The sequence below is a fragment of the Flavobacterium sp. genome (genome assembly GCF_044373165.1).
Classification (GTDB): Bacteria; Bacteroidota; Bacteroidia; order Flavobacteriales; family Flavobacteriaceae; genus Flavobacterium.
On record NZ_JBILQL010000005.1, the window covers coordinates 1 to 24,591 of the forward strand.

General features: G+C 37.7%; 23 protein-coding genes and 1 pseudogene. 16 read left to right on the plus strand and 8 right to left on the minus strand.

Features of this window, described 5'->3' with window-relative positions; all coding sequences use genetic code 11:
- The 9 genes and pseudogenes from ACIQ32_RS01465 to ACIQ32_RS01505 all read left to right on the plus strand — a co-directional run.
- Nucleotides 1-828 (plus strand): annotated as a pseudogene (locus ACIQ32_RS01465) (hypothetical protein); the annotation flags it as partial.
- A gap of 1 nt (nt 829) precedes the next feature.
- Nucleotides 830-2,215, plus strand: a complete 1,386-nt coding sequence (locus ACIQ32_RS01470; RefSeq protein ID WP_396193874.1) for a DUF1800 domain-containing protein — start codon at nt 830-832, stop codon at nt 2,213-2,215.
- A gap of 2 nt (nt 2,216-2,217) precedes the next feature.
- Nucleotides 2,218-3,384 carry a DUF1501 domain-containing protein gene (locus tag ACIQ32_RS01475; protein WP_396193875.1) on the plus strand — a complete coding sequence of 389 codons (1,167 nt, stop codon included), beginning with the start codon at nt 2,218-2,220 and terminating at the stop codon, nt 3,382-3,384.
- 109 nt (nt 3,385-3,493) lie between these two features.
- Nucleotides 3,494-3,943 carry a hypothetical protein gene (locus ACIQ32_RS01480; RefSeq protein WP_396193876.1) on the plus strand — a complete coding sequence of 150 codons (450 nt, stop codon included), beginning with the start codon at nt 3,494-3,496 and terminating at the stop codon, nt 3,941-3,943.
- 8 nt (nt 3,944-3,951) lie between these two features.
- Nucleotides 3,952-5,730 (plus strand): ATP-binding protein, encoded by a 1,779-nt coding sequence (locus tag ACIQ32_RS01485; RefSeq protein WP_396193877.1) that lies wholly within the window; start codon nt 3,952-3,954, stop codon nt 5,728-5,730.
- A complete protein-coding gene (locus tag ACIQ32_RS01490) occupies nt 5,727-6,341 on the plus strand; it encodes a response regulator (RefSeq protein WP_396193878.1) in 615 nt (204 codons plus the stop codon). The genes ACIQ32_RS01485 and ACIQ32_RS01490 overlap by 4 nt, the downstream gene beginning before the upstream one ends.
- Nucleotides 6,342-6,629: 288 nt before the next feature.
- Complete coding sequence (locus tag ACIQ32_RS01495; RefSeq protein WP_396193879.1) at nt 6,630-7,196, plus strand: hypothetical protein; 567 nt, start codon at nt 6,630-6,632, stop codon at nt 7,194-7,196.
- A gap of 62 nt (nt 7,197-7,258) precedes the next feature.
- Nucleotides 7,259-7,453: a hypothetical protein gene (locus ACIQ32_RS01500; RefSeq protein WP_396193880.1), complete on the plus strand. Its 195-nt coding sequence runs from the start codon at nt 7,259-7,261 to the stop codon at nt 7,451-7,453.
- A 175-nt stretch (nt 7,454-7,628) separates the two neighbouring features.
- Nucleotides 7,629-7,997, plus strand: coding sequence for a glyoxalase (locus ACIQ32_RS01505; protein ID WP_396193882.1), 369 nt, complete (start codon nt 7,629-7,631; stop codon nt 7,995-7,997).
- A gap of 6 nt (nt 7,998-8,003) precedes the next feature.
- Here the strand turns inward: ACIQ32_RS01505 and ACIQ32_RS01510 are convergent, their stop codons facing one another.
- Nucleotides 8,004-8,732 carry a biotin--[acetyl-CoA-carboxylase] ligase gene (locus tag ACIQ32_RS01510; RefSeq protein ID WP_396193884.1) on the minus strand — a complete coding sequence of 243 codons (729 nt, stop codon included), beginning with the start codon at nt 8,730-8,732 and terminating at the stop codon, nt 8,004-8,006.
- Nucleotides 8,733-8,823: 91 nt separating this feature from the next.
- Here ACIQ32_RS01510 and rsfS point away from each other — a divergent pair, with 91 nt between their 5' ends.
- The 7 genes from rsfS (at nt 8,824) to ACIQ32_RS01545 (ending at nt 14,379) form a co-directional block, all read left to right on the plus strand.
- The gene (gene rsfS, locus ACIQ32_RS01515; protein WP_396193886.1) at nt 8,824-9,195 is read left to right on the plus strand and encodes a ribosome silencing factor; all 372 of its coding nucleotides are present in this window, start codon (nt 8,824-8,826) and stop codon (nt 9,193-9,195) included.
- Between the two features lie 18 nt (nt 9,196-9,213).
- Nucleotides 9,214-11,148 (plus strand): ATP-dependent zinc metalloprotease FtsH, encoded by a 1,935-nt coding sequence (ftsH, locus tag ACIQ32_RS01520; protein ID WP_396193888.1) that lies wholly within the window; start codon nt 9,214-9,216, stop codon nt 11,146-11,148.
- Between the two features lie 114 nt (nt 11,149-11,262).
- Nucleotides 11,263-11,868: an LUD domain-containing protein gene (locus ACIQ32_RS01525; protein WP_396193890.1), complete on the plus strand. Its 606-nt coding sequence runs from the start codon at nt 11,263-11,265 to the stop codon at nt 11,866-11,868.
- 1 nt (nt 11,869) lies between these two features.
- Nucleotides 11,870-12,673 (plus strand): phosphatidate cytidylyltransferase, encoded by an 804-nt coding sequence (locus tag ACIQ32_RS01530; protein WP_396193891.1) that lies wholly within the window; start codon nt 11,870-11,872, stop codon nt 12,671-12,673.
- Nucleotides 12,663-13,313, plus strand: a complete 651-nt coding sequence (locus ACIQ32_RS01535) for a phosphatidylserine decarboxylase family protein (RefSeq protein WP_396193892.1) — start codon at nt 12,663-12,665, stop codon at nt 13,311-13,313. Before ACIQ32_RS01530 ends, ACIQ32_RS01535 begins: the two co-directional genes overlap by 11 nt.
- Before the next feature lie 10 nt (nt 13,314-13,323).
- Entirely contained in the window at nt 13,324-13,599 is a 276-nt protein-coding gene (locus ACIQ32_RS01540; protein WP_396193894.1) for an acyl-CoA-binding protein, read from the plus strand.
- A 3-nt stretch (nt 13,600-13,602) separates the two neighbouring features.
- On the plus strand, nt 13,603-14,379 hold the full coding sequence (locus tag ACIQ32_RS01545; protein ID WP_396193895.1) for a superoxide dismutase: 777 nt from the start codon (nt 13,603-13,605) through the stop codon (nt 14,377-14,379).
- Between the two features lie 36 nt (nt 14,380-14,415).
- Here ACIQ32_RS01545 and ACIQ32_RS01550 read toward each other — a convergent pair whose 3' ends face one another.
- The 7 genes from ACIQ32_RS01550 to ACIQ32_RS01580 form a co-directional block, all read right to left on the minus strand.
- Entirely contained in the window at nt 14,416-16,455 is a 2,040-nt protein-coding gene (locus ACIQ32_RS01550) for a M13 family metallopeptidase (RefSeq protein WP_396193896.1), read from the minus strand.
- A 109-nt stretch (nt 16,456-16,564) separates the two neighbouring features.
- Complete coding sequence (locus tag ACIQ32_RS01555) at nt 16,565-16,750, minus strand: DUF2892 domain-containing protein (RefSeq protein ID WP_396193897.1); 186 nt, start codon at nt 16,748-16,750, stop codon at nt 16,565-16,567.
- A 10-nt stretch (nt 16,751-16,760) separates the two neighbouring features.
- On the minus strand, nt 16,761-17,066 hold the full coding sequence (locus ACIQ32_RS01560) for a hypothetical protein (RefSeq protein WP_396193899.1): 306 nt from the start codon (nt 17,064-17,066) through the stop codon (nt 16,761-16,763).
- Nucleotides 17,067-17,085: 19 nt separating this feature from the next.
- Nucleotides 17,086-20,298, minus strand: a complete 3,213-nt coding sequence (locus ACIQ32_RS01565) for an efflux RND transporter permease subunit (RefSeq protein WP_396193900.1) — start codon at nt 20,296-20,298, stop codon at nt 17,086-17,088.
- A 46-nt stretch (nt 20,299-20,344) separates the two neighbouring features.
- Entirely contained in the window at nt 20,345-21,427 is a 1,083-nt protein-coding gene (locus tag ACIQ32_RS01570) for an efflux RND transporter periplasmic adaptor subunit (RefSeq protein ID WP_396193901.1), read from the minus strand.
- Between the two features lie 51 nt (nt 21,428-21,478).
- The gene (locus ACIQ32_RS01575) at nt 21,479-22,786 is read right to left on the minus strand and encodes a TolC family protein (protein ID WP_396193902.1); all 1,308 of its coding nucleotides are present in this window, start codon (nt 22,784-22,786) and stop codon (nt 21,479-21,481) included.
- Between the two features lie 141 nt (nt 22,787-22,927).
- Nucleotides 22,928-24,526 carry a hypothetical protein gene (locus ACIQ32_RS01580; RefSeq protein WP_396193903.1) on the minus strand — a complete coding sequence of 533 codons (1,599 nt, stop codon included), beginning with the start codon at nt 24,524-24,526 and terminating at the stop codon, nt 22,928-22,930.
- Between the last annotated feature and the right edge of the window lie 65 nt (nt 24,527-24,591).

Sequence of the window (24,591 nt, forward strand, 5' to 3'; positions counted from 1 at the left end):
ACTTGTTTGGATATGAAAAAACATTTATTACTGCTGTTGGTTGCTTTGGGAATAACTTCAGTTTATGGTCAGGTTGACGATCGTCCGGTCAATACCGGTGACGATTTTAGTTTGGAAGGCGCATTGGCGATGTTTAAAAAAGCCAATTCATTGGAAGAATTTGAAAAATTACTGAATGAAGAAAACAATCGTGTAAACAATCTCGACCTGAACAACGACGACGAAATTGATTACATAGTGGTTGAAGACATCAAAGAAGGTGATTCACACCTCATTGTATTGAGCACTTATTTGAATGGAAAAGAAAAGCAAGACATTGCTACTATCGGTATTGAAAAAACCGGGGAAAGTCAAGCTGTACTCCAAATTGAAGGCGATGCCGATTTGTATCCTGAAAACACCATAATCGAACCCACAGAGGAGAAAGAAAGTGTAAAAAGTACCAAAGGCGGACCCAATCATTTCGATACGGATGTTCAAGTAATAACTGTTAATGTTTGGCTATGGCCCAGTGTTCGATTTTTATGCGGTCCTGGATATGTAGTTTGGGTTTCACCCTACCGCTGGGGTAATTATCCGCGTTGGTGGAAACCATGGCGCCCGATAGCGCATCCGGTGTTTTATGCTCACTGTGCGCCTCATAGGGTTTACTATCGCCCGGCAGTTTCTCGTCGAGTTGTTGCAGCGCGCAGGGTTTATACCCCGAGAAGACATTCCTCTACATTAGTGGTGCACAATCGCAGAGGAACCACTGTAGTACACAAAAACCGAAGAGGCAATGTAAAAGTGGTGAAAACCCGAAGAACTCCTATGAGAAACAGAAGATAAAATGGATAAAAATAATCTTTGGTCAATTCGGTTAGGCTTTTCGAGTAAGCAAAGTCCACTCATTGCTAAAATGGGATTAGAGCAATTTCTTGAAGCCTCTATTAAGTCAGAATTCAGCCCTAAAATCCCTGATTTTTTGAAGGACAGCCCTAAATCGCTCCAAGAATTAAGAGCGAAAAGACAAACTTTGCAAAAAAGTTCCACTGATGAAACAAAAGAAATGCTCAAAAAAGAACTGCAAATTTCTTTTGAAATGAAAGCTTGGTGGATAGAAAAAATGAGGTCTGAGGAATTCCCGCTGCGAGAAAAAATGACCTGTTTTTGGCACAATCATTTTGTATCAACTTATCAAAAAGTAAAAGTCAATCATTGGATTTTCCAACACAACCAACTGCTTAGAGAAAATGCTTTCGGCAATTTCAAAACCCTGACCAAACAAGTCTTGCAAACCAATGCTATGGTCCGGTATTTGGACAATGTAGACAATAAACGGGATAAAATTAATGAGAATTTGAGTCGGGAATTATTGGAACTTTTCACCCTGGGCATCGGGAATTATTCGGAAGAAGATATTAAAAACGGCGCTAAAGGTTTGGCCGGATTAAACCTCGGTGAAGACAAGGCTATCTATCGTAAGCTATTGGAAAATAATGATCCCATAACCTATTTCGGTAAGAACGGGAAATTCAAAGTTGAGGAAATGGTAAATATTATTTTCGAACAAAAAGCTGTGCCTTATTTGCTCACTCGAAAAATACTGCAGTGGTTTATTTATGATAATCCGCCGGAAACATTGGTAACCTACTATGGTGATTATTTCAGAAAAGTGAATTTTGAAGTTCAACCGCTACTGGCCAAAATCTTTATCGAAGAATTTTCAAAAGATACAGCGGGAAGCAAAATCAAAGACCCGTTGGTTTTCATCATGCAGCTGATGCACGAATTAAACGCCACTCAAATGAACCCGAAACTAATCGCTTTTTTTCTGAAACAACAAGGCATGGATTTATTCAACCAACCCAATGTAAAAGGCTGGAATGGCGGCAAAGAATGGTTGACTTCTCAAATCTATTTGCAGCGGAATAATGTTGCCGATTTGCTTTGTGACGGCCGAAGTTGGAACCGAAGAATACAATTCTCCAACGAAATGATGACCGAAAACGGAGCACCATTAAAAGTTAGGGTCAACTGGAATAAAAACGGCAACCATCAATCCATTATAGCAGATCTGACCAACCGATTGCTCTTCAAAACCGATGATAATTTGCAAAAAGAATGGGAAACCATCTTAAAATATGATTTCAATCCGAAAGCTGAAAATGCAGATTATGCGGTGCTTCGATTGTTTAATGCGATGGTCAAAACACCCGAATTTCAAATCATTTAGCCATGAACAGAAGAAACTTTTTAACCCTTACCGGAACATTTACCGGCGGTGCTTTACTGCTGCCGGATTTTCTTCATGCTTTTGGAAGTCAGCGTAGTTTGGTTATCGGTGAGCCATGTTTGGTTTTTATCCAACTCAACGGCGGTAACGACGGACTGAATACTTATATTCCTTATGACAATCCGTTGTATTACGAATTAAGAACAAAAATTGCGATATCCAAGGACAATGTTATCGGAAAAAACAAGGGAATGGCTTTTCATCCGGCCTTGAAAAATTTTGCCGATATGCAACAAAACGGTGACTTGAGTATCCTTCAAAATGTAGGTTATCCTGAACCCAATCGTTCGCATTTCCGCAGTCAGGAAATTTGGCAAACAGCTTCCAATTCAAACCAATATTTAAGCGAAGGTTGGTTGGGACGTTATTTGGATTTGCAATGCAAAGAACACCAACCTACAGCCGGCGTCAACTTGGATTCGATTGACAATTTGGCTTTGAAAGGCAATGAACCTAATTTTGTAACGGTCAAAGATCCAAATCGTTTTAAAATCAGAAATGACAAAGACGATATGATAAAACTGTCCGACAACCCGCAATTGGATTTTGTGCGTAAAATAGCCAATTCAGTTACTGAAGGTTCGGAAGAAATTCAACATGCTTTAGCCAAATCAACCTCTGAAATGAGTTATCCCAAAACAAACTTGGGTAAGAATTTAGAATGGATAGCCCGACTCATCAAAGGCAATCTCAACTCCAAAATATATTACACTTCGCAAAACGGATACGATACTCATGACAACCAATTAGGCATTCACCAACGCAATCTTGAAGAATTGAACGATGCTGTTTTTAGTTTTTACAGTGATTTAAAGAAAGTCGATTTACTGCAAAACGTGACTGTCGTTGTTTTTTCGGAATTTGGCCGAAGAGTCAAAGACAACGGCAACGGAACCGATCACGGAACCGCCGCACCCATGTTTATAATTGGCGGAAATAACAAAGGTAAAATCATTGGCAATAATCCGAATTTATCCGATTTAGACCAAGGCGATTTAAAATACGAGATTGACTTTAGAAGCATTTATGGCCGATTATTGCAACAAAAAATGAACTTTAATCCTCAAACCATCGGGATCAACTCAAAGCCTATTGACGGTCTTTTTTAATTTTGTAGCATTTTTACCTAAGAATTAAGTTAACAAATCCCCATTGATGGGGATTTTTTTTTACAAAATAAATTCTCATCTTTGAGGAAACAACATAAACCTTAAAATCATGACAGTATACGAATCAGAAGGAACCTTTGACAATAAAGATCAAAAATTCAACATAAAAATTCAAACCACTGATATCAGTCCGGATGAGTTTTACATCAGCACTTTCTACAACATCTGTGATGAAAACCGGTATGCTATTGTAGGCATATTACAAACTAAAGACGGTAATATAACCGATTTTAGTAATTACCCGCCCGACAGTGTTTTAAATGAAGTTGACATCCCTTTTGCGAACCTAAACAACAGTTATTTACAAACGGGAGATAAAGACATTTTCAAAATTGAAGAAGGGGAAAAAATCGATGTCTATATCCACCACGGTATTGGATTTAATCCCAAAAAAAATGCAGCAGACAACGAATACATAGAAAATTACAAAAAAGGAATTTATGCGCATTTGGAAGCTGGTTCTCCCCCGGGGAGTAAAGGAGATGGCGGTTTAAATTAGCATTAATATTGAAAACTATATTCACCAAACTATTTTTATTGACGTTGATTTTTTTCAACAGCTTGACTGTTTTTTCACAAGATGAACAGTTACTAAAACTTGAAGCTGAATTTGAAAAAATTGACTATAAAACCCGTTTGAATAAATTAAAAAGTATAGACCTTAACAAGTTATCGGTTCGAGAAAAAGCATTGGTAGAACATTTATATGGTAAGACATATTATTTGTATAATTCAGGTAATGGCGCTGTTGAACATTTTATTAAAGCCAAAAATCTATACATAAAAGCCAAAGATTATGATAAGGTTACTGAACTTTCTTTAACTCTAGCAGAACAAAAAAGACTTTCAGAATATAAGTATGAGGAATATAAACCCTTACTTGATGAAGCCATTAGATATGCTGAAAAAAGTAACAAAGATGATTTGCTATGTGCCACATACTTGGAAGTTGGTATAAGCTTACAAAAAGCAGAACCACAAAAAGCAATAGAGTTCCATGAAAAGGGGTTAAAAATTGCCCGAAAAATAAAAAATCAAATTTATGAAATTAGATTCAACAGAAATATTGGATTGACTTATTGTGAATTTTTAAAAGACTTTGAAAAAGCCCTTTATTATCAAAATCTGTCTTTGGAACAAAGTAGAGAAATAAAATATACTGAAGGTGTTGCCTATGCTTATGTGAATTTAGCCTCAATAGCAAGAAATTTAGGAGAATTTGAAAAAGCAATCAAATATTACAATATTGCTGAAAATTTAAAGTTTGACAATTACAGGACAAATTTCAACATAATTCTTTACCAATATATCTCTGATACTTACCGACAGATGAAGGACTTTGAGAAGGCTATCGAGTATTTAGACAAAAAAAAGGTACTCGAGGAAATTGTTAGTAAAAGAGATGAAGAAAAATACATCCGTGACATCAACACCAAATACGAAACCAAAGAAAAAGAACTCGAAAACCAAGAACTAAAACTTAAAGACGAGAAAAATAAACTGGTCATTTACAGCTTTATAGGTCTGTTTTTAATAATCCTAGCGGGAGCTTATTTCCGCATCAGTCACATCAATAAAAAGAAAAAAATAGCTGAGCAAGAACGATTAATTGAAAGTCAAAAACTCGAAAACGTCTTAAAAGACCAAGAGCTGAAAGAAATAGATAAAATCTTAGAAGGCCAGGAAAAGGAGCGGCTCAAAATTGCCAACGATTTACATGATAACTTGGGAAGCATATTGGCTACTTTGAAGCTTAATTTTCAAAATCTCTACTCCCAAAAAAACAAAAATGAGGAAAACGGACAAGCACTTTTTGACAAAACCAATGAGTTGATTGAAGAAGCTTATCAGAAAGTGCGTGGCATGGCTCATGCAAAAAATGCCGGCGTAATTGGCAGCGAAGGCTTGGTTCCTGCAGTGCAAAACATTGCCAAAAAAATTGCCATTCCCGGTAAACTAACAGTACAGGTGATTCCTTTCGGAATGACCAAAAGATTCGAAAATGCTATGGAGGTTACCTTGTTTCGAATGATTCAGGAACTTTTAACCAACGCCATTAAACATGCAGAAGCCACAGCAATTACGATTAGTTTAACCCAAGACGAAGAAAGCATCAACATTATAATTGAAGATAACGGTAAAGGTTTTAACCCGAAAAAAACGGCTAAAAATGACGGCATGGGTTTAAGCAACATCACCAAAAAAGTAGAACAACTCAACGGAACTTTCAACATTGACAGTTTTGAAGGTAAAGGCAGCTCCATAATAATTGACATCCCATTATGATAACTGTAATCATAGCAGAAGACCACCAAGCGCTCATCGACGGAATGAAGTCCTTTCTTAAAAATGAAAGTGATATCCAAATCATCGGACATGCTAACGACGGCGAAGCCTTAATTGAAAAGGCCAGAAAGCTAAAACCGGATGTTATCATCACAGACATCCGAATGCCCAAATGCGATGGGATTGTGGCTACAAAAACAATAAAAACAGAACTGCCCAATACCAAAATCATTGCCTTCAGCATGTTTGATCATGATGGCGCAATTTCTCAAATGAAAGAAGCCGGAGCTTCCGGATACATCATGAAAAATTCTTCACTTCAAACTGTTTTAGATGCTATACGAGCAGTTAGTCAAGGCTATTCCTATTTTGTCAATGAAACCGAAAACGAATACGAAACCTCTAAAAACGAATTGTTTTTCAGTTCACGAGAAAAAGAAATTTTGCAACTAATTGCCGAGGGAAAATCATCTCAAGAAATCGCAGAAACACTCTTTATTGGAAAATCAACTGTCGATTCCCACCGGAAAAACATGTCAAAAAAAATCAAAACCATCGGCAAAAGCGATTTGATAAAATTTGCCATAGAGCGAAAATACGACTATTTGTAAGAGTATTACCTTTGATTCAACAATAAAAATCCCCATTGATGGGGATTTTTTTTATGCTTTTCTTTTCCGAATTTTAGATAATCAAAAACGTAATTTATTTAAGTTTTGGTTAGTTAATAAAAAAACCTGCTCTATTAATTGAAAAATTTTTTAGTGGTATTTGATCTTTCTCACAAGGGCAGGTTTAATTTTTTAAGTATAAGCCTGAAAATTAATATAGTCAACTCAGTTACCATCAATGTTAAAAACAACAGAGAAAATTAAGTTGACGTTTAGAAAAAGTACCTTATGAAAGTTCGATTGGAAATCAACCAACTCACTATTGATCGCCCCAAAAAGCGTTGGAAAATATATTTTGTAATCGTGGCCGAACACCCAACAGATCCTGATAAAATGGTAGTAACCACTTTGCCAAACGAACCCATTAAAATTACCCCAAATCAAGACAATAATATCCATTTTGACGATCAAGGCCCGGGAAGTGAAGGCCTACTTTTGTTAAAAAGAAATATGCCACCGGGAAAAGAATTGAATGTTCATTTCTATATAAGACATTCCAGGTCGACTGTAAGAAATGCGGGCAATTTTATGGAAGACATTGCTACTGAACTCGGCATGGATGCTTTGGGGCCGATAGATAACATTTTAGGGTCTAAAATGACTTGGCTGGAAATAACCAAAAAATCGCTTCCACACATCGGAAAAGCATTGGCCAGAATACCCGACAGAGATATGGGGTTTGTTTCGATGTTCGAAAGATTTGGAGATGAATTTTTAGCTGACGGAGAAATAGATCGCAGAAAAACAGGAGCGTACTGTAATATCGTGTACAGTTGGGCAATTGATGTTAAATAAAAGTATACCTAACAATAAAAAAGTGAATTATGTGTTGGAAAAATGTTGAAAACCAGTGTAAAATGATTTACGAAAAACCGTTTATCAATAATGAAAAACCTCATGAGCGAAAGTTCATCATCCAAATCATAGCTGATGAGTTTCCGGATTTTTCTCGAGTAAGAATTGCTTCTGCAGTTGATCGCTGTTTTAAGATATTCCCCGCGCCGGTAGAACGCAAAACTTTATTGCATTTTGTGCAAAACAGTATGCGTTAATCTCTACGGCACTCTATACCTACCACTCCGCCCTCTTATTATTTTGAGACTTTAGTAAGAGGGTTGTGGAGTGAAAATGTATATCAATCGTTTCCAAAGAGTATTCTTCAGCGAATCTTAGAAATACGATTTTTTGTATTTTAGCACCTCTCACTTTGTAAACCCAATTTGATACATGAAAAACAACATGCTGTCTATTCGTCCGTTCATTGGTACCAAAGACTTCAAAATCTCCAAAAGTTTTTATGCCGATTTAGGTTTTGAAGCCATCGAATTGTCAAATGATTTGTGTCTTTTAAAAATGAATACGGTTCACTTCTACCTCCAAAATGCTTATGTGAAAGATTGGGTCGATAATACAATGGTTTTTATAGAAGTGGAAAATGTGGAAAAATTCTACCGTAATCTTCTCGATTTAAAACTAACCTCAAAATATGATGCCGTTAAAATTGTTCCCATAAGAGCATTAGCTTGGGGAAAAGAATGCTTTGTCCATGATCCGTCGGGAATTCTCTGGCATTTTGGTGAATTTAAAAAATACTAAAACAACTTAATAAAGTAACTTCACTTCTTTCAACTCATAATAAGCAAAACTGTCATCGCCTAATAAAACTTCCAGTTTTCCCTCTTTGGTTACACCCTTAATAATGCCCATAAATCGACTGCCATTGGGTAGTTCAAAAGCGGCAGGTTTGTCTCTTTTGAATAACAAATCATTGTAACGCATCCATGCCTCTTCTGTACGTTCGGGAAAAAGAACCAAATGCAACTTTAATGATTTGATAAATCCGTTGGCCATTTCTTCTAAATCATAAGTTTTATGGGTAATATTTGTTAACGAATTGGCTTGAGGTAAATGCTCAAAATCGGTCTGATTCAAATTCAATCCAAAACCTACAACCGCTGTAAAACTGCCATCCGCTTTTATAGTATTTTCAATTAGTATGCCACCTACCTTTTTATTTTCTGCCATTATGTCGTTAGGCCATTTTACAGTAACATTAACAATTCCATTCATAGATAATAAACCAATAGCCGCCAAAGCAACTGCTACATTGAAATCATAAATCGAAATCATATCGAGCGGCACATCCTTAACCAATACACTAATAGTAAGGTTTTTACCAGACTCAGCAACCCATTCTGCACCCATTTGCCCTTTGCCATTGGTTTGCTCCAAGGCCATTACAGCAGTATAATTTTCAAGCCACTTTTCTTTAACCAACTTTTTTAAGTAGTCATTAGTAGAATCTATGGCATCGAGTTTGATTATAGGCATAATAGAAAAAAGTGAAGTGAATTTTTAAAGTTTTGTTAAGCAAAAATAAGTACAAAAAGTAATACCTTTGCCAAATACACATAAATACTAGATGACTAAAAAAGCAGTAAACTCAGATGTACTATTAGCCAGTATCATCAAAGGCATTGAAGAAGTAAAAGGAAATGACATTGACATACTCGATTTAAGAGCTATCGACACCGCCGTTTGTGACTATTTTATAATTTGCAACGGTAATTCCAACACCCAAGTTAACGCCATTGTTAACTCCATTCAAAAATTAGTTTCCAAAGAATTAAAAGACAAACCTTGGCACGTGGAAGGCACGGACAACGGCGAGTGGGTTTTAATGGATTATGTTAATATTGTGGTACATGTATTCCAAAAACAAATACGAGAGTTCTACAATATTGAAGGACTTTGGGGTGATGCCCAAATCACATCTATCCCTACTAACTATTAAAAATTGCGCTAATACTATATGGCTACGGAAAAGAAACCCAATAATTTTAAAATAAGTCCATGGTGGATTTACGCCGGATTAATCATTGTTTTTTTTGGATTGAATTTTATTGGCGGTTCCGGTTTTCAGGAAACTGCTAAAATTTCTTCATCCAAATTCAATGAATATTTGGAAAAAGGACAAATCGAAAAAGTTGTCATTTACAATAAAACCGAAGGTGAAGCTTATCTTACAGCAGCCGCTTTAAAAGACAAAGCACACAGCAAATTATCAAAAGACATGTTAGGCAATCCTAATAAAGGACCACATTACTCTTTTGATATCGGAAACGATGAAGTATTCCAAAACAAAATCGAAAAAGCCAAAATTGATGGTAAATTAAAAGATTACGATTTCAAACCAAAAAGCAATTGGACTGAAATCTTTATCAGCTTATTGCCTATCATCATTATCATTGGTCTTTGGGTATTAATCATGCGCCGAATGTCAGGTGGCGGAGCCGGAGGCGGAGGCGGACAAATCTTCAATATCGGTAAATCCAGAGCCAAATTATTTGACGAGAAAACCGATTTAAAAACTACTTTCAAAGATGTTGCCGGTTTAGAAGGTGCTAAAGAAGAAATCCAAGAAATTGTTGAATTCCTTAAAAACCCTGAAAAATATACTACTCTGGGAGGTAAAATTCCCAAAGGCGCACTATTAGTCGGACCTCCGGGAACCGGTAAAACACTTCTTGCCAAGGCAGTGGCCGGAGAAGCCAAAGTACCTTTCTTCTCGCTTTCAGGATCTGATTTTGTGGAAATGTTTGTCGGAGTTGGAGCTTCTCGTGTTAGGGATTTATTCAAACAAGCCAAAGACAAAGCACCGGCTATCATCTTCATCGACGAAATTGATGCTGTGGGAAGAGCTCGTGGAAAAAATAATTTCTCCGGTTCCAACGATGAAAGAGAAAACACCTTAAATCAGTTATTAACTGAAATGGATGGTTTCGGAACTAATACGCACGTAATCGTATTAGCGGCCACCAATAGAGCCGATGTACTTGATAAAGCTTTGATGCGTGCCGGTCGTTTCGACCGTCAGATTTATGTGGACTTACCGGATGTGAGAGAGCGTAAAGAAATTTTCGAAGTGCACTTAAAACCACTCAAAAAAGTAGAGGGTTTAGACATCGATTTCTTGGCCAAACAAACCCCGGGATTTTCAGGTGCTGACATTGCAAATGTGTGTAATGAAGCGGCTCTAATTGCCGCCAGATATAATAAAACCGCGGTTGACAAACAGGATTTCTTAGATGCCGTTGATAGAATTGTAGGTGGTTTAGAAAAGAAAAACAAAATCGTTACTCCGGAAGAAAAACGCGCTATTGCCGTTCACGAAGCCGGTCACGCTACTGTTAGCTGGATGCTTGAACACGCAGCACCATTGGTGAAAGTTACTATTGTACCACGCGGACAAAGTTTAGGTGCCGCCTGGTATTTACCAGAAGAGCGTTTAATTGTTCGTCCGGAACAAATGTTGGATGAAATGTGTGCCACTATGGGCGGACGAGCTGCAGAAAAAGTAATGTTCAACAAAATTTCAACCGGCGCTTTGAGCGATTTGGAAAAAGTAACCAAACAAGCACGAGCTATGGTTACCATTTACGGACTAAACGACAAACTGGGAAACATAACTTACTACGATTCTTCAGGTCAAAGTGAATACAATTTCTCTAAACCTTATTCAGAAGAAACCGCATTGGTAATTGACCAAGAGATTTCTGCCTTAATTGAAAATGAATACCAAAGAGCCATAAAAATACTTCAAGATAACAAAGAAAAACTGGAACAATTGTCCAACATTTTAATTGAAAAAGAAGTGATTTTTAAAGACGATTTAGAGGCTATTTTCGGCAAAAGACCTTTCGATACTTCTACCGAAGAAACCTTTGCTGAAACCGTTAGCGAATAAGCCATACTGTTTTTTAACAATTTTTTAAAATCTTAATTCAAAACTTACTTTTGAATTAAGATTTTTTTATCTTTGAAGGATTTCAAATACCAAACCCGATTATAAACAACCAGCATGAGTCTTTTCAGAAAAATATTTGGCACAGGTAACGATGCCTCTGACGAAGAAAGTCAAAGCGAATTCAACAATACTCCATCAAGCTTTTCGCTACTGCCAGTAGATGAAAAGTTTACCTATAATTTCAAAAAAAATGGCGGAAAGTTTTTGTATTGCGAAAACTTAAATGAAGTAAAAGACCAGTTCCTGAATATTTTAGAAGAAAACGATTGGTTTGAATGCGAAGCCCTTTGCTATGAACCGAAATTGTTCAGCATGTTGGACGAAAACAAATTAAGCTACGAAAAGCCGCAAAACCCTAAATTTTTGTTTGCCAGCTGCGAAAACCTTATTGCCGATGAAGGTTCAGTGCTGTTTTCCTCAAACCAAATCAAACAAAACAAACCTAACGACTTACCTATCAACATTATAATCTTAGCCACTACCAGTCAAATCTTAGAATCAAAAAGTGATGGCCTACGTGTGATAAAAAAGAAATACGACAAAGATTACCCCACGAATATTACTACCATCAAATATTTCGAAAAAGCTAAAGACGAAGACTTCCTGCAATATGGAAGCACAGCCAAGAATTTATACCTCTTGCTTTTAGAAGATTTATAAGATGACAACTACCGTAACCAGAGCTTTATCCGGGGCAGTTTACGTAATGTTACTGGTTGGTGCCACACTTTATTCTCCCTACAGCTTTTTGTTGCTGTTTGGTTTTTTGTTACTGTTTTCCGTTGGAGAATTTTGCAAACTGGTTTCGCTAAAACCCATCATCCCACTCCTTATTGCCACAATTGGTTATGTACTTTTCAATTTAGACAATACAGTAAAAACTAATGAAATCTTATTGTTGATAGCTGCCCTACTGGTTTCTATACGTGCATTGTTGTTTTTATTTGAAAAGAAAAACCGCCATTTAGACACCCAAGCCAAATATGTTTTCTTAATAGGCTATTTGATTGTTCCGATGATCATTTTTACCAAAATTCCTTTTATTTCCAATAGTTACCATCCCGAAATTATTATTGCCATTTTAGCACTGATTTGGACCAACGATACTTTTGCTTACTTGGTAGGAATTACTCTTGGAAAAAACAAACTATTCGAAAGAATCTCTCCTAAAAAAACCATAGAAGGCTTTGCCGGAGGTTTAATCTTTGCCATGATTGCCGGAGTTTTATTAGCCAAATTCTACTTAAACGAATCCATGGTTCGTTGGATTATTATCGCTTTATTAGTAACCACTTTTGGTACATTGGGAGATCTTATTGAATCGAAATTCAAAAGAATAGCCGGCGTAAAAGACAGTGGCAATATCATGCCCGGTCATGGTGGTTTTCTAGATCGATTAGATAGTATTATATTTGTTGCACCGTTTATTTATTTGTTTTACCAAATTATCTATTATGTTTCATAAAGAAGGTTATAAAATCATTTTCATCGCTTTGGTCAGCTTTATTGCCACTCTGCTTTTGGCCGATAAATTTATCACCTTACCATGGCTGAAAATGGCTGTTCAATTGCTGGTTTTGTTCTTCTTTGTAATGATTTTACAATTCTTCAGAAATCCGAATAGAAAAATCACACCAAACAAAAACACGATTTTAGCTCCGGTTGACGGAAAAGTAGTTGTAATTGAAGAAGTATTCGAAGAAGAATATTTCAAAGACAAACGCTTGCAGGTTTCCATTTTCATGTCGCCCATCAACGTGCATGTTACTCGTTACGCTGCTTCGGGGAAAATTAAATTCAGCAAATACCATCCGGGGAAATATTTAGTAGCTTGGCATCCTAAAGCCAGTACTGAAAACGAAAGAACCACTGTTGTAATAGAAACAGAAGCATTCGGCGAAATTTTATACCGACAAATTGCCGGTGCCTTAGCCCGTCGTATCGTTAACTACGCCGAAGAAGGCCAAGAGGTAACCCAAGGTGAGGATGCCGGATTCATCAAATTCGGTTCCCGTGTGGATATCTTCTTGCCACTTGGGACTCAAGTAGCGGTGCAATTACAACAAAAAGCGGTTGGCAATCAAACTGTAATTGTTTCAAAGTAAAAGAAACGCCATGTCGGAAAAAGACTTAGAGGCTCGATTCCTGGAAGCTGTTGCAATAGCTTCTGAAATGACACAATCTTCACTACCGCAAGATGTGCAATTGCGCTTATATGCTTACTATAAGCAAGCCACTTTCGGAACCATAGAATACAATAATTCTGCTGCATTTGATTTGCGAAATGCTTTTAAAACCAATGCTTGGATGCAAATTAGCCACCTAACAGTAGAAGAAGCCAAAGAAGAATACATCAAAGCCATACATGCTATTGTAAATGAAAATAAATAAATCATGAAAAAGATTGTTGTTGCCGTTTTATGTTTTTCGTTTGTATTACTACTCCCTACTTGCCAACGAAAAAAACTAACTGAAGTGGTTGAAGTGCCACTTCCATCCGCAGAGGAAAAAGTAACTATAGGTCATCCCGATGACGTAAGTGCCGAAAGCGGTCAGTTTGCGCTCGCTAAGTTACCATACGAATACAACGCTTTAATGCCAAGTATTGATATCTTGACTATGGAAGTACACTATTCCAAACATTACTTGACATACACTAACAATTTAAACAAATTGGTCGCTGCAGATGCCAACATGGTAGATTTAGCCATTGAGGATATTCTCAAAAAATTGGATATGAGCAATGCCGATTTACGCAACAATGCCGGCGGCTATTACAATCACACTCTGTTTTTTGAAGGCATGGCTCCAAAAAGCGGTGGTGAACCCAAAGATACTTTGGCTACGGTAATCACAAGGGATTTTGGATCTTTTGAAGTGTTTAAAAACCAATTCGCTGACGCCGCTGAAAAACAATTCGGCTCCGGTTGGGCTTGGTTAGTAGTAGACAAAGCGGGAAAGTTATCAGTAACTTCAACCCCTAACCAAGACAATCCATTAATGCCGAATCAACCCGTAAAAGGAACACCTATTTTGTGTTTGGATGTTTGGGAACACGCTTATTATTTAGACTACCAATACAAGCGCAAAAAATACATTGAAGCTTTTTTCAAAGTAATCAATTGGAAAAAAGTTTCCGATAGGTATCTGGAAGCTAATATTGTCAAATAAAAAAATCCCTAATCTTTCGATTAGGGATTTTTTTTATTACCAAATCTCTACTTTGAGAGCATCCGATCTTCGCATTTTACTTCCGGGTTTAATATTGAAAGCCTTATGGAAATCAGGGTTATTTTGTAACGGACCGTTGATTCTGAACTTAGCCGGCGCGTGAACATCGGTTAACAATTGGTTGGCCAATGCTTCAGGTTTGATGTTTACCATCCAAGCATAACCGTAAGCCAAGAAGAAACGTTGCTCCGGTGTCAAACCACTGATTTTTTCTTTGTTTTGGTACTGAGGTGTTTTCTTAAACGCTTCAAATCCCATGACAACACCACCTAAATCAGCTATATTCTCTCCTTGTGTAGCATCACCATTGACAAATTTACCCGGTAAAGCTTCAAACTGACTGAACTGCTCTACGATTAATTTGGTTTTGGCTTTGAATTTTTTCAAATCTTCAGCCGTCCACCAATTGTTTAAGTTGCCTTTTTCGTCATACTGACTGCCTTGATCGTCAAATCCGTGGGTAATTTCGTGACCAAAAGTTGATCCTCCAATAATACCATACAATACAGCATCATCGGGCATTCTACCTTCAAATCCGGGTACCAAAATATTACAGGCCGGAACACAAATTTCGTTGTTACTCGGACTGTAATAAGCGTTGTACGTTTGCGGATACATTCCCCATTCTGTTCGGTCAACCGGTTTTCCGAATTTGGACACCATTTCATTAATGGCCCATTTGTTTGTGGCCATAACATTAGCCAAGAAAGTACCTCTGTTGATGGCAACACTACTCATGTCTTTCCATTTATCAGGATAGCCTACTTTCATGACAATTTTGCTCAATTTGAAAAGTGCTTTCTTCTTGGTTTCTTCACTCATCCAATCCAATTTTTTGATGCGCTCGGCGTAGACTGTTCGGATATTATTTCCAATTTCCAACAACTTCTCTTTAGAACCTTCCGGCAAATACTCTTTTACATAAACTTGTCCGATCAATTCACCCAAAGCACCATCGGTTTGTTCTACTATGCGTTTCCAACGAGGCTTTTGTTCTTTCACGCCGCTCATTACGGTAGAATAGAAATAAAAATTCTGCTTCTCTATGGCATTGTGCAAATAAGAGGCATAAGAATTTACTAAATCCCATTCTAAATAGGTCTTCCAATCTTCTATAGCGTAACTTTTTACCATTTGATTCAACGCTTTATAAAACTCGGGCTGACCAACGATAATGGTATCCGCATTTTTAATTCCCATTGAAGCAGTCATGGCTTTCCAATCGATATTAGGTGTAGCAGTATTCATTTGAGCCATACCCATTTTGTTATAGTTTTTTATCGGATCGCGAAGGGCTTCTAATTTTCTGGAGTTTTGTGCCAACTCGGTTTCCAATTTCATAATTACCGTTGCATTAGCTTTGGCTGCTGCGACAGGTTTGCCCATCAATTGTCCCATTTTTTCCAAATGCTTGACATATTCAGCGCGGATATTAACTGTTTCTTTATCGGTATTGAAATAGTAATCACGATTACCTAATCCTAATCCGCCTTGCCCTAAAAATACGGCGTATTTGGCACTGTTTTTATCGTCTTGACCCACATACAATGAAAAAGCCGGATTGGCACCGATGGTATGCAAATAAGCCATAGTATTCAACAATGACGGCACATCTTTGATAGCTTTGATTTTATCCAAATCGGCTCGCAACGGAGACAAACCCAACTTTTCAATTTGCAAAGTGTCCATCCCTGAAGCATAGAAATCTCCGATTTTTTGTTCGTTACTGCCTTTAGGCGCATCGGTCATCTCGGCTGATTTTTCACAAATTTGTTTGATTTGCGAATTGATAGTATCCCCTATCGTTCGGAAAATACCGTTGCTTCGTTCACTGGCCGGAATGGGATTTCTTTTGAACCAACCGCCATTGGCATACATAAAAAAGTCATCGCCGGGATTAACCGTTGTGTCTCTGTTGGTCAATAAAGGATCGATAAATTCGGTTTCTTTTTGGTTACAGCTTACCAATGAAGCAAGCGAAAACATGCCAATGGTTAGTTTAGTTATTAGTTTCATAAAAGTACTTTTAAAGACAATTGGACTGCATTCATTACAAATTGTTACCAAATGTAATGCTTTTGTAAAAAAAACAACAATAAAAAACCACCCGAAGGTGGCTTAGTCATTAGTCTTTTACTCCTAACTTGTCTAAAATATCTTCCATCAGACACCATTTGGTTATAGAAGACTGAAGTAAATTGGCTCCGACAAAAGCGGTAAACCACAGCCAATTCTGATTGACATAAATCGATAACAATAAGCTGATTAGGATAAACGCTCCCGCTACAGCTCTGACTATTCTGTTTTTCATAGTAGTATATTTAATTAGATTTTTCGATGTTAAGTACGGCCACATTCACTTGTACTTTGGTTTCTTGTTTGGCATTAAAATCGGCAACAAGTTGGAATAGTAAATCAACATTTTCCTTTTTTACAAAAGCATAAAAAAGCAAAGATTCCGTTTCATTCATTTCGGATGCGAACCAGTTACTTTCGATAAATTCTTCAGAAACATCGCGGTAGCCAGTCACATTTCTGTAACTGAACGCTTTGACGTTGGCTTTCTTCAGCATCGATTTGATGTCTTTTTCAAATTCGGTTATGGCGGTGATGATTAATAGTTTCATGACTTTAGGAATTAAGTTCTTATTCTTTTGTGTCTGTTGGTTTGTGCTCCCATTTTTTTCTTTCGGTGATATAATAAATCAAAGGCACTACAATTAGTGTCAGCAATGTCGAAACAATCGCTCCAAAGACTAACGAAATCGCTAAACCTTGGAAAATTGGATCGAATAAAATAATCGAAGCTCCAATTACAACAGCTCCAGTAGTTAATAAAATTGGCGTAGTTCTAACAGCGCCGGCTTCAATGATAGCTTGTTTCAAAGGAACACCATCATTCAATCGGATTTCGATAAAGTCGATTAGTAAGACCGAATTTCGCACCATCACACCAGCCAAAGCAATCATTCCGATAAAAGATGTTGCGGTAAAGAAAGCACCCAACAACCAGTGACCCAAAACAATTCCGACTAACGAAAGCGGTATCGCCATCATCATAACAATAGGCGTTTTGAAATTTTGGAACCAACCTACAATCAACATGTAAATAATGACAATCACAATTAAGAATGCAGCGCCTAAATCGCGGAAGACTTCTAAAGTAATTTGCCATTCGCCATCCCATTTTACGGTGAAATCACTTTCATCGGATGGTTGTTCCATGTAGAGTTCATTGACTTTATAGCCTTTAGGCAATTGCATTTTTTGGAGTTTTTCATTCATCCCCAAAATGGCGTACACCGGACTTTCCAAATCGCCGGCCATATCGGCTGTTACATAAACGACGCGTTTTTGGTCTTTGCGGTAAATGGTTTTTTGCAAGGTATCTTGAACCACTTTAACCAAATCACTCACCGGCACTACATTACCGCGATTGCCTTTGATTTTCAAGCTTTGAATGTCTTGCAAACTCGTCTTATCCTTATCGTCTAAAGACAAAACAATCCCTACATTGTCATTTGAATTTTCGTCGTACAAATTGGAAACCGGATATTCTTTTAACAAATAAGTCAAATTACCTACCACTTGTTGTGGCGCGATTCCGTTGAGCATGGCTTTTTCTTTATCAACTACTAATTTATATTCGGTTTGATTGTCCTCGGTCATCCAATCTACATCCACGATATCTGTGGTATTTTCCAGAATATTTTTTACTTGATTGGCGACTTTGATTTGCTCTTTATAATTTGGACCGTAAATCTCGGCTACCAATGTGGATAATACCGGCGGTCCTGGCGGCACTTCTATAATTTTGACATTCGCAGCATATTTTTTGGCAATCTTTTGGATTTCGGGACGGACGATTTTCGCAATATCATGACTTTGCAAATCGCGGTCTTCTTTGTGCAACAAATTCACTTGTATATCGGCCATATTGCTACCGCCACGCATATCGTAATGACGTACCAAACCGTTAAACGTAATGGGTGCCGAAGTGCCAATATAATTCTGATAATTCACGACTTCCGGAACGGTTGAAAGATATTGCGCAATTTCCTGAGTTACCGCAGCCGTTCTTTCTAAAGTGGTTCCTTCCGGCATGTCAATCACGACTTGGAATTCATTTTTATTGTCAAAAGGCAACATCTTCACTGCTACTGATTTGGTAAAAAACATCAAGACTGAACCAATTAATAATAAAACGGTAATCCCTAACATCAATCGACGCTTTTTAGAACTTTCTAAAAACGGTCGTTCCATTTTGTTGTAGATTTTGTATATCCATGAGGTTTCCAATCCTTGCTCGGCTTTGTGTTCTTGGGTTTCTTTTTCGTGTAATAAATGGTAACCCAAATAAGGTGTAACGGTCAGCGCCACAAACAACGATAACAACATCGCAATCGAAGCACCAATCGGCATCGGACTCATGTAAGGTCCCATCATTCCGGATACAAAAGCCATCGGAAGAATAGCAGCAATTACTGTGAATGTGGCCAAAATGGTAGGATTTCCAACTTCGTTAATCGCATAAATAGCGGCTTGCTTAAAAGGCAATCGTCTCATTTTGAAGTGACGGTGCATGTTTTCGGCGATGATGATACTGTCGTCTACTACAATTCCCACTACAAAAACCAAGGCAAATAAGGTGATACGATTTAACGTGTAACCCAACATATAATAGGCGAAAAGCGTTAACGCAAAAGTCAATGGTACCGAAAAGAAAACCACCAAACCACCGCGCCAACCCATGGCTAGCATTACTAAAAGGGTAACTGCAATAATCGCAATTCCTAAGTGTAATAACAACTCGCCTACTTTATCAGATGCCGTTTCTCCGTAGTTTCTCGTTACTTCTAAATGAACATCATCGGTAATAATGGTTTGTTTCAGATGCTCGACTTTCTCCAAAATCTTTTCAGAAATCTTCATCGCATCGGCACCTTTTACTTTACCGATAGAAATCGTTACAGCAGGATATTCCGAATTGTTTTTGGCGAATTTTTCATTGGCTTTGCCATATCCAAAAGACACATAACTTCTCGGCGTTGATGGTCCGTCTTGGACTGAAGCGACTTGCTTTAAATACACCGGCAAATTGGCATTAACGCCAACCACCAAGTTTTCAATATCTTCTGAGGTTTTCAAAAACTCGCCGGTAGTCAACAAATATTCTTTATCGGCTGAAACAAAACTGCCCGATTGTGAGCTGCCGTTATTGGCCTGAATCATTTGCATAATACTCAACGCATCGACACCGTTTTCCGCCATTTTATCTTTGTCTAACACCACTTTGACTTCGCGGTTTCGGCCACCGATTTCTTTGGTGATGGCTACATCTTTTACCTTTTCAATTTCCGAAGTCACTTCTTCGGCTATTTGACGGATTTCAAAATCGCTTAACTTTTCACTCCAAAGCGTCAAACCTAACATTGGAACATCGTCGATAGAACGTGTTTTTACCATCGGTTTGTAAACACCTTGCGGAAACATATTTTCGTGTTTGGCCAACTCATCGTATAGTTTAACATACGAGCGTTCAACATCTTGCCCAACATAAAACTGGACAATCAACATGGCCTGACCGTTCATCGCCATACTGTGCACGTGTTCTACACCTTTGATATTGGAAAGAATTTTTTCCAAAGGTTTCACTACGCGACTTTCGACTTCACTAGGACTCGCTCCGGGATAACCTACCATCACGTCGGCCATCGGAACATTAATTTGCGGTTCTTCTTCTCTTGGAATTAGAAACGAACTGTATACGCCGATGATCATTAACCCAACCATTAACAGTATCGTTAATTTCGAATTGATAAAAAAATGGGCGATTTTACCTGATATACCTTCTTGCATGATTTTTTAATTTGAAAATGTGATGATTTGAAAATTTGAAAAGGAGTTAATTCAATTTCACTTTTGCGCCATTATACAACTTACCATCTGCCGAAACGATGTATTGTTCTTCAGCCGATAAACCGGATAAAACTTCTACTTGGTTGCCGAAAGTTTTCCCGATGCGCAACCATCTTAAAATGGCTTTGTTACCGTTGCCGATGGTGTAAATTCCGGTGAGTTGACCTTGTTTTACTAAAGCACTTTCGGGCACTAAAACCTTATCGGTTGTGGTAGTGGTTTGCGTTGTATTGGCCACAGGAAATTGAACATTGACAAACATACCGGATAAAATGGCTTTGTCGATTCGGTTCAAACTGACTTTAACCAAATACTGTCCACCGGTATTTTTAGCCGAACTGCTCACTTCAATTACTTTTCCGGTTACTTCTTTATTGATGGATTTTACTAAAACTTTTACGGCCATTCCGTTTTGAATGTTGGCAATCTCACTTTCTGAAACCATCGCAGTAACTTGCAAACGCGAAACGCCTTCGATGCTTACTAACGGCATTCCGGGATTGGCCATATCGCCTTCTTTGACAAACGTATTGGTCACTTCTCCCGAAAATGGCGCGGTAACATTGCTGTAACTGAATTGGGCTAAAACTTCGTTGCGCATTTGTTTGGCAGCTTCCAATCCGGCTTTCGCCATTTCGTAGCGTGAAGTCATATCGTCTAATTCTTTTTGAGACGCACTTTGTTGGTTGAACAAGGCAGTGAATCTTTCATAGTCTTTTTTCGCATTGTTAAATGCTGCCGTTGCTTGTAAAATCGAAGCGTCTACTTGGGCTTTTTTGGCTTGTAAATCGGTAGCGTTGATGCTTACCATTAATTGTCCGGCGCTAACTTTTTGTCCGACTTTCACATGCACTTTGGTTACGTAGCCCATCATTCGGGTACTGACATTGGCACTGTTTTCGGCTTCAATTTTGCCACTGGCGGTTACAAAAGAACCATTGTTTTGGGCAGCCATTCCACTAACTTTTACCGGAATAGCCGTTGCATTATCTGTAATTTCTTTACGGTCTTTTCCGCAGGAAAGAAATAAAAATGTTGAAATGGCAAGTGTGATTATTGTTTTTTTCATGATTATATTTTTTGTCTATTCTCTTTGTTCTTTGTTCTATTTTCTAACCTCTTATTTAGTTAAAAACTGTAAATACTGTTGGGTGAAATTGTACTCGAAAACGGCTTGCAAATGCTCTAATTCTTTTTGAATCATTTGGGTTTCGGCAGTCAATAAATCGGTGGTTTTTTCTAAACCTTGGGTGAAACGATTTTGGCGAATGCGATAAACTTCTTGTGAATGTTCGAAAGCCATTTGCGACAAACCGACTTTGTTTTCGGCATCTTTTAGTTGTCTATTGGTTTTGCTTAATTCGAGTTGGCTTTGCTTTTTGTATTGTTCGGTTTCGATGGTGGCTTTTTGGAAATCGGCTTTGGCTTTGTCATACTTTCCGATAGATTTGTAACCGTCGAAAACATTCCATGACAATTGTGCTCCTACCAGATAACCTTTGGCAGCGGTACCTAAAAACTGACTGTCATACAACTCATAACTTCCGAAAGCGTTTAATCTTGGTAAGAAATTCATTTTGCTCATGACCATCATTTTTTGATACGCTTCGGATGATTTGTCTAGGGCTTGAATGTCTTTCCTATTCTCTGATAATTGGGTGTTTATCGCTTCAACTTTAATGGAGTTTTCCAGTTCTTCTGAAGGTTTAAAGGTTTTGCCTTGTGTGTCTTCGTTTAATAAAAAAGCCAAATAATCTGAAGCATTTTGCACATTGCTTTTGGCGTATTGCAATTGATTTGAAATGTCATTTACACGCACTTGAACATTCAACACATCCGTTTTTTGTAACAAACCTTGTTTGAAATAATTGTCGACCAATTTCAAATTGGCTTTAGCCGTTGACTCCGCTTTTTCCAAAACACGAACGGCTTTGTAGGCTAATTGGAGTTGCATGTAAGCCTTAGTCACTTCAAGTTCTAAATACTCTTGGGTTCGCTGCGTTTGCAGTTGGAAAGCTTCCATTTTGGCTTTCGCGGCTTGTCTTCCGAAAATGCCGTCAACGTTGAGTAACGGTTGTTGAATTTCGATTTTAGTGGCAAAGTTTTGCGTGGTTTTCGGGTCATTTAATAAAGTCGGATTGAAATCAGACTGGGTTAAAATTTCCTGATTTAATTTCGAACCAAAAGCCATTAACGGATTAGTAGTAGCCATTCCGGTGTAAGACATTGTAATGTTGGGCAAAAAGAGTGCATTTGATTGGCGGTAATCTGCTTTAGCCGATTGATAGTTTTGATCAGCGATTTTAATTTGCAGGTTCTTTTCGGATACTTTTTGTTTCAAATCGCTTTTAGAAATGGTCAACGTGTCTTGACTGAATCCTAAAATGGATAAGAATAAAAATCCTGTGGTTACTAATAGTTTGCTCATCTTCATAATGTTTATCTGAATTATGAAGCAAAAATACAGCTGGGAAAAAGCGTGCACAGTTACAATTGTTACAGAGGTAATTGGGTATAAAAAAATGCCTGATTCCTCAGGCACTCAAAAAAACAGTGGTATTGATTTGATTTATTTTACAATCACTTTTTGAGAAACATAAAACTTATTATCGAATATAAAAGTGATGATTACCGTTTGATTGGAAATTCCATCCAGTTCGAAATTCATACTATTATCGCCTTGCGTAATATCTTCAATTTCACCGTCTAAAACAATTTTACCGTCCATAGTAGATACAAAATAATCAATGGTCGTTGCATAAGCCATTTTGAAATTGATTCTCACAGTACTGCTGTCTGTTGGATTTGGTGAAACCGTCATTGAAAAAGGGTTTTTACCTTCTATGGGTTGAACACCTAAAGGAAGATTTTTAATCAATTTCACTTCATAAATAGTGGCATTGGCAGCAGTGGTTGAAGTATTATTGACTGAAAACGGATTCGCACTCGGACTGGTCAATCCGCCAACGATATGCCCGATTACAAATTCATTTGCGGTAATTTCACTCAGTTTTATGACTTCGTTACTGTAATGCGGTAGTGATTTGTTCGGAATAAATTCGGCACTCGCGCCTTTTAAAGCCGGCATGGTTTCAGGCAGTTGGTATTCCTGGAAAGAACCATCGGCGAATCTTGTTGTTCGGCTAATGGTATTGACAAATGGGACATTGTTGTCTTGCACCAAAGTGGTTCCGTTGTAATAATATTGACTGATGCCACCAAAAAAGAGGTTGTGCATGTTATTATCTGTAGCATCGTAAAAGCTAACTTTTGCACTGTGGTAATTGCTCAAATATTGATTAAAAGTCGTTTGCGGAAAATAGCCTTCGGGTTTGATATCAACGGGATACAAAAACGGTAAATCGACATTGATTTGAAATACGCCCGACGAAATCGTGTACCCTTGCGAACCATCGGGGAAAATTTGTGGGAGCAGATTGTAATCTCTTCGGTGCAAATGAACCGCATCGGTAATGGCTTCGTAATTGGAAATACTTAATTGTGTACCTGAATTATCGATGGAAAATTTTCTGATTTGATTGGAATAGGTTTGGGTAAACGTTGGATTGTTCATCGGATTATATCTTCCGTCAAAACGGTGTCCGCCAATCAAATAAAACGTATTGTTTATTTTGCCTAATTGACCGCCGGTAATCGCAAAGTTGGGATTAGTCATTTGCTTGAAATGAGAGGCAATTGCCGTTCCATTGATTACCGAATTAATCAAACCCGAAACGTTTATTGAAGTCAATTTATCAAAGGTAATATGATCGTTGGCCGTGGCAGAAAAAGCGTAACCGCCAATTATATAAAGCGTGTCATTATCTTGATAAAAGTTCAAATTTGTAGCTTGTAATTGCTCTTTTAAAGACGTTGGTAAGGTATTAACAGAAGCCGACCAAAACTGATTCGTTACCACGTCAACAACATAAATAGTAGTATTATTATTTGATGCCGGAAAAGCATTAAAAGGCTGACGCGCATGTATTCCGTCGAGTCTTCCGCCTATTATTAGCCATTTACCATTGGATTGACCAAAAGCATACGAATGGATTCCGGGAAAATTGGCAATGGTAATCGGGTTGAGTTGTACTTGGTAATCAAAAGTGGATTGTGAAAAAGTTGCATAAGTCAAAGCTAACAACCAAAAAGAAAAAAGAGCTTTCATGTTGAGAATATTTTTCCAAAACTATTGATTCTAAACCAATTGTTTTGCCACATTTGTTACATAAA

What these genes read in the sequence shown, in the direction of transcription:
- ACIQ32_RS01550 (WP_396193896.1), bottom strand. Translation starts at nt 16,455, where the DNA reads ATGAAACTAATAACTAAACTAACCATTGGCATGTTTTCGCTTGCTTCA.
- ACIQ32_RS01495 (WP_396193879.1), top strand. Translation starts at nt 6,630, where the DNA reads ATGAAAGTTCGATTGGAAATCAACCAACTCACTATTGATCGCCCCAAA.
- ACIQ32_RS01500 (WP_396193880.1), top strand. Translation starts at nt 7,259, where the DNA reads ATGATTTACGAAAAACCGTTTATCAATAATGAAAAACCTCATGAGCGA.
- ACIQ32_RS01575 (WP_396193902.1), bottom strand. Translation starts at nt 22,786, where the DNA reads ATGAGCAAACTATTAGTAACCACAGGATTTTTATTCTTATCCATTTTA.
- ACIQ32_RS01510 (WP_396193884.1), bottom strand. Translation starts at nt 8,732, where the DNA reads ATGCCTATAATCAAACTCGATGCCATAGATTCTACTAATGACTACTTA.
- ACIQ32_RS01580 (WP_396193903.1), bottom strand. Translation starts at nt 24,526, where the DNA reads ATGAAAGCTCTTTTTTCTTTTTGGTTGTTAGCTTTGACTTATGCAACT.
- ACIQ32_RS01545 (WP_396193895.1), top strand. Translation starts at nt 13,603, where the DNA reads ATGAAAAAGATTGTTGTTGCCGTTTTATGTTTTTCGTTTGTATTACTA.
- ACIQ32_RS01535 (WP_396193892.1), top strand. Translation starts at nt 12,663, where the DNA reads ATGTTTCATAAAGAAGGTTATAAAATCATTTTCATCGCTTTGGTCAGC.
- rsfS (WP_396193886.1), top strand. Translation starts at nt 8,824, where the DNA reads ATGACTAAAAAAGCAGTAAACTCAGATGTACTATTAGCCAGTATCATC.
- ACIQ32_RS01525 (WP_396193890.1), top strand. Translation starts at nt 11,263, where the DNA reads ATGAGTCTTTTCAGAAAAATATTTGGCACAGGTAACGATGCCTCTGAC.
- ACIQ32_RS01540 (WP_396193894.1), top strand. Translation starts at nt 13,324, where the DNA reads ATGTCGGAAAAAGACTTAGAGGCTCGATTCCTGGAAGCTGTTGCAATA.
- ACIQ32_RS01490 (WP_396193878.1), top strand. Translation starts at nt 5,727, where the DNA reads ATGATAACTGTAATCATAGCAGAAGACCACCAAGCGCTCATCGACGGA.
- ACIQ32_RS01555 (WP_396193897.1), bottom strand. Translation starts at nt 16,750, where the DNA reads ATGAAAAACAGAATAGTCAGAGCTGTAGCGGGAGCGTTTATCCTAATC.
- ACIQ32_RS01480 (WP_396193876.1), top strand. Translation starts at nt 3,494, where the DNA reads ATGACAGTATACGAATCAGAAGGAACCTTTGACAATAAAGATCAAAAA.
- ACIQ32_RS01565 (WP_396193900.1), bottom strand. Translation starts at nt 20,298, where the DNA reads ATGCAAGAAGGTATATCAGGTAAAATCGCCCATTTTTTTATCAATTCG.
- ACIQ32_RS01560 (WP_396193899.1), bottom strand. Translation starts at nt 17,066, where the DNA reads ATGAAACTATTAATCATCACCGCCATAACCGAATTTGAAAAAGACATC.
- ACIQ32_RS01475 (WP_396193875.1), top strand. Translation starts at nt 2,218, where the DNA reads ATGAACAGAAGAAACTTTTTAACCCTTACCGGAACATTTACCGGCGGT.
- ACIQ32_RS01570 (WP_396193901.1), bottom strand. Translation starts at nt 21,427, where the DNA reads ATGAAAAAAACAATAATCACACTTGCCATTTCAACATTTTTATTTCTT.
- ACIQ32_RS01470 (WP_396193874.1), top strand. Translation starts at nt 830, where the DNA reads ATGGATAAAAATAATCTTTGGTCAATTCGGTTAGGCTTTTCGAGTAAG.
- ACIQ32_RS01505 (WP_396193882.1), top strand. Translation starts at nt 7,629, where the DNA reads ATGAAAAACAACATGCTGTCTATTCGTCCGTTCATTGGTACCAAAGAC.
- ftsH (WP_396193888.1), top strand. Translation starts at nt 9,214, where the DNA reads ATGGCTACGGAAAAGAAACCCAATAATTTTAAAATAAGTCCATGGTGG.
- ACIQ32_RS01530 (WP_396193891.1), top strand. Translation starts at nt 11,870, where the DNA reads ATGACAACTACCGTAACCAGAGCTTTATCCGGGGCAGTTTACGTAATG.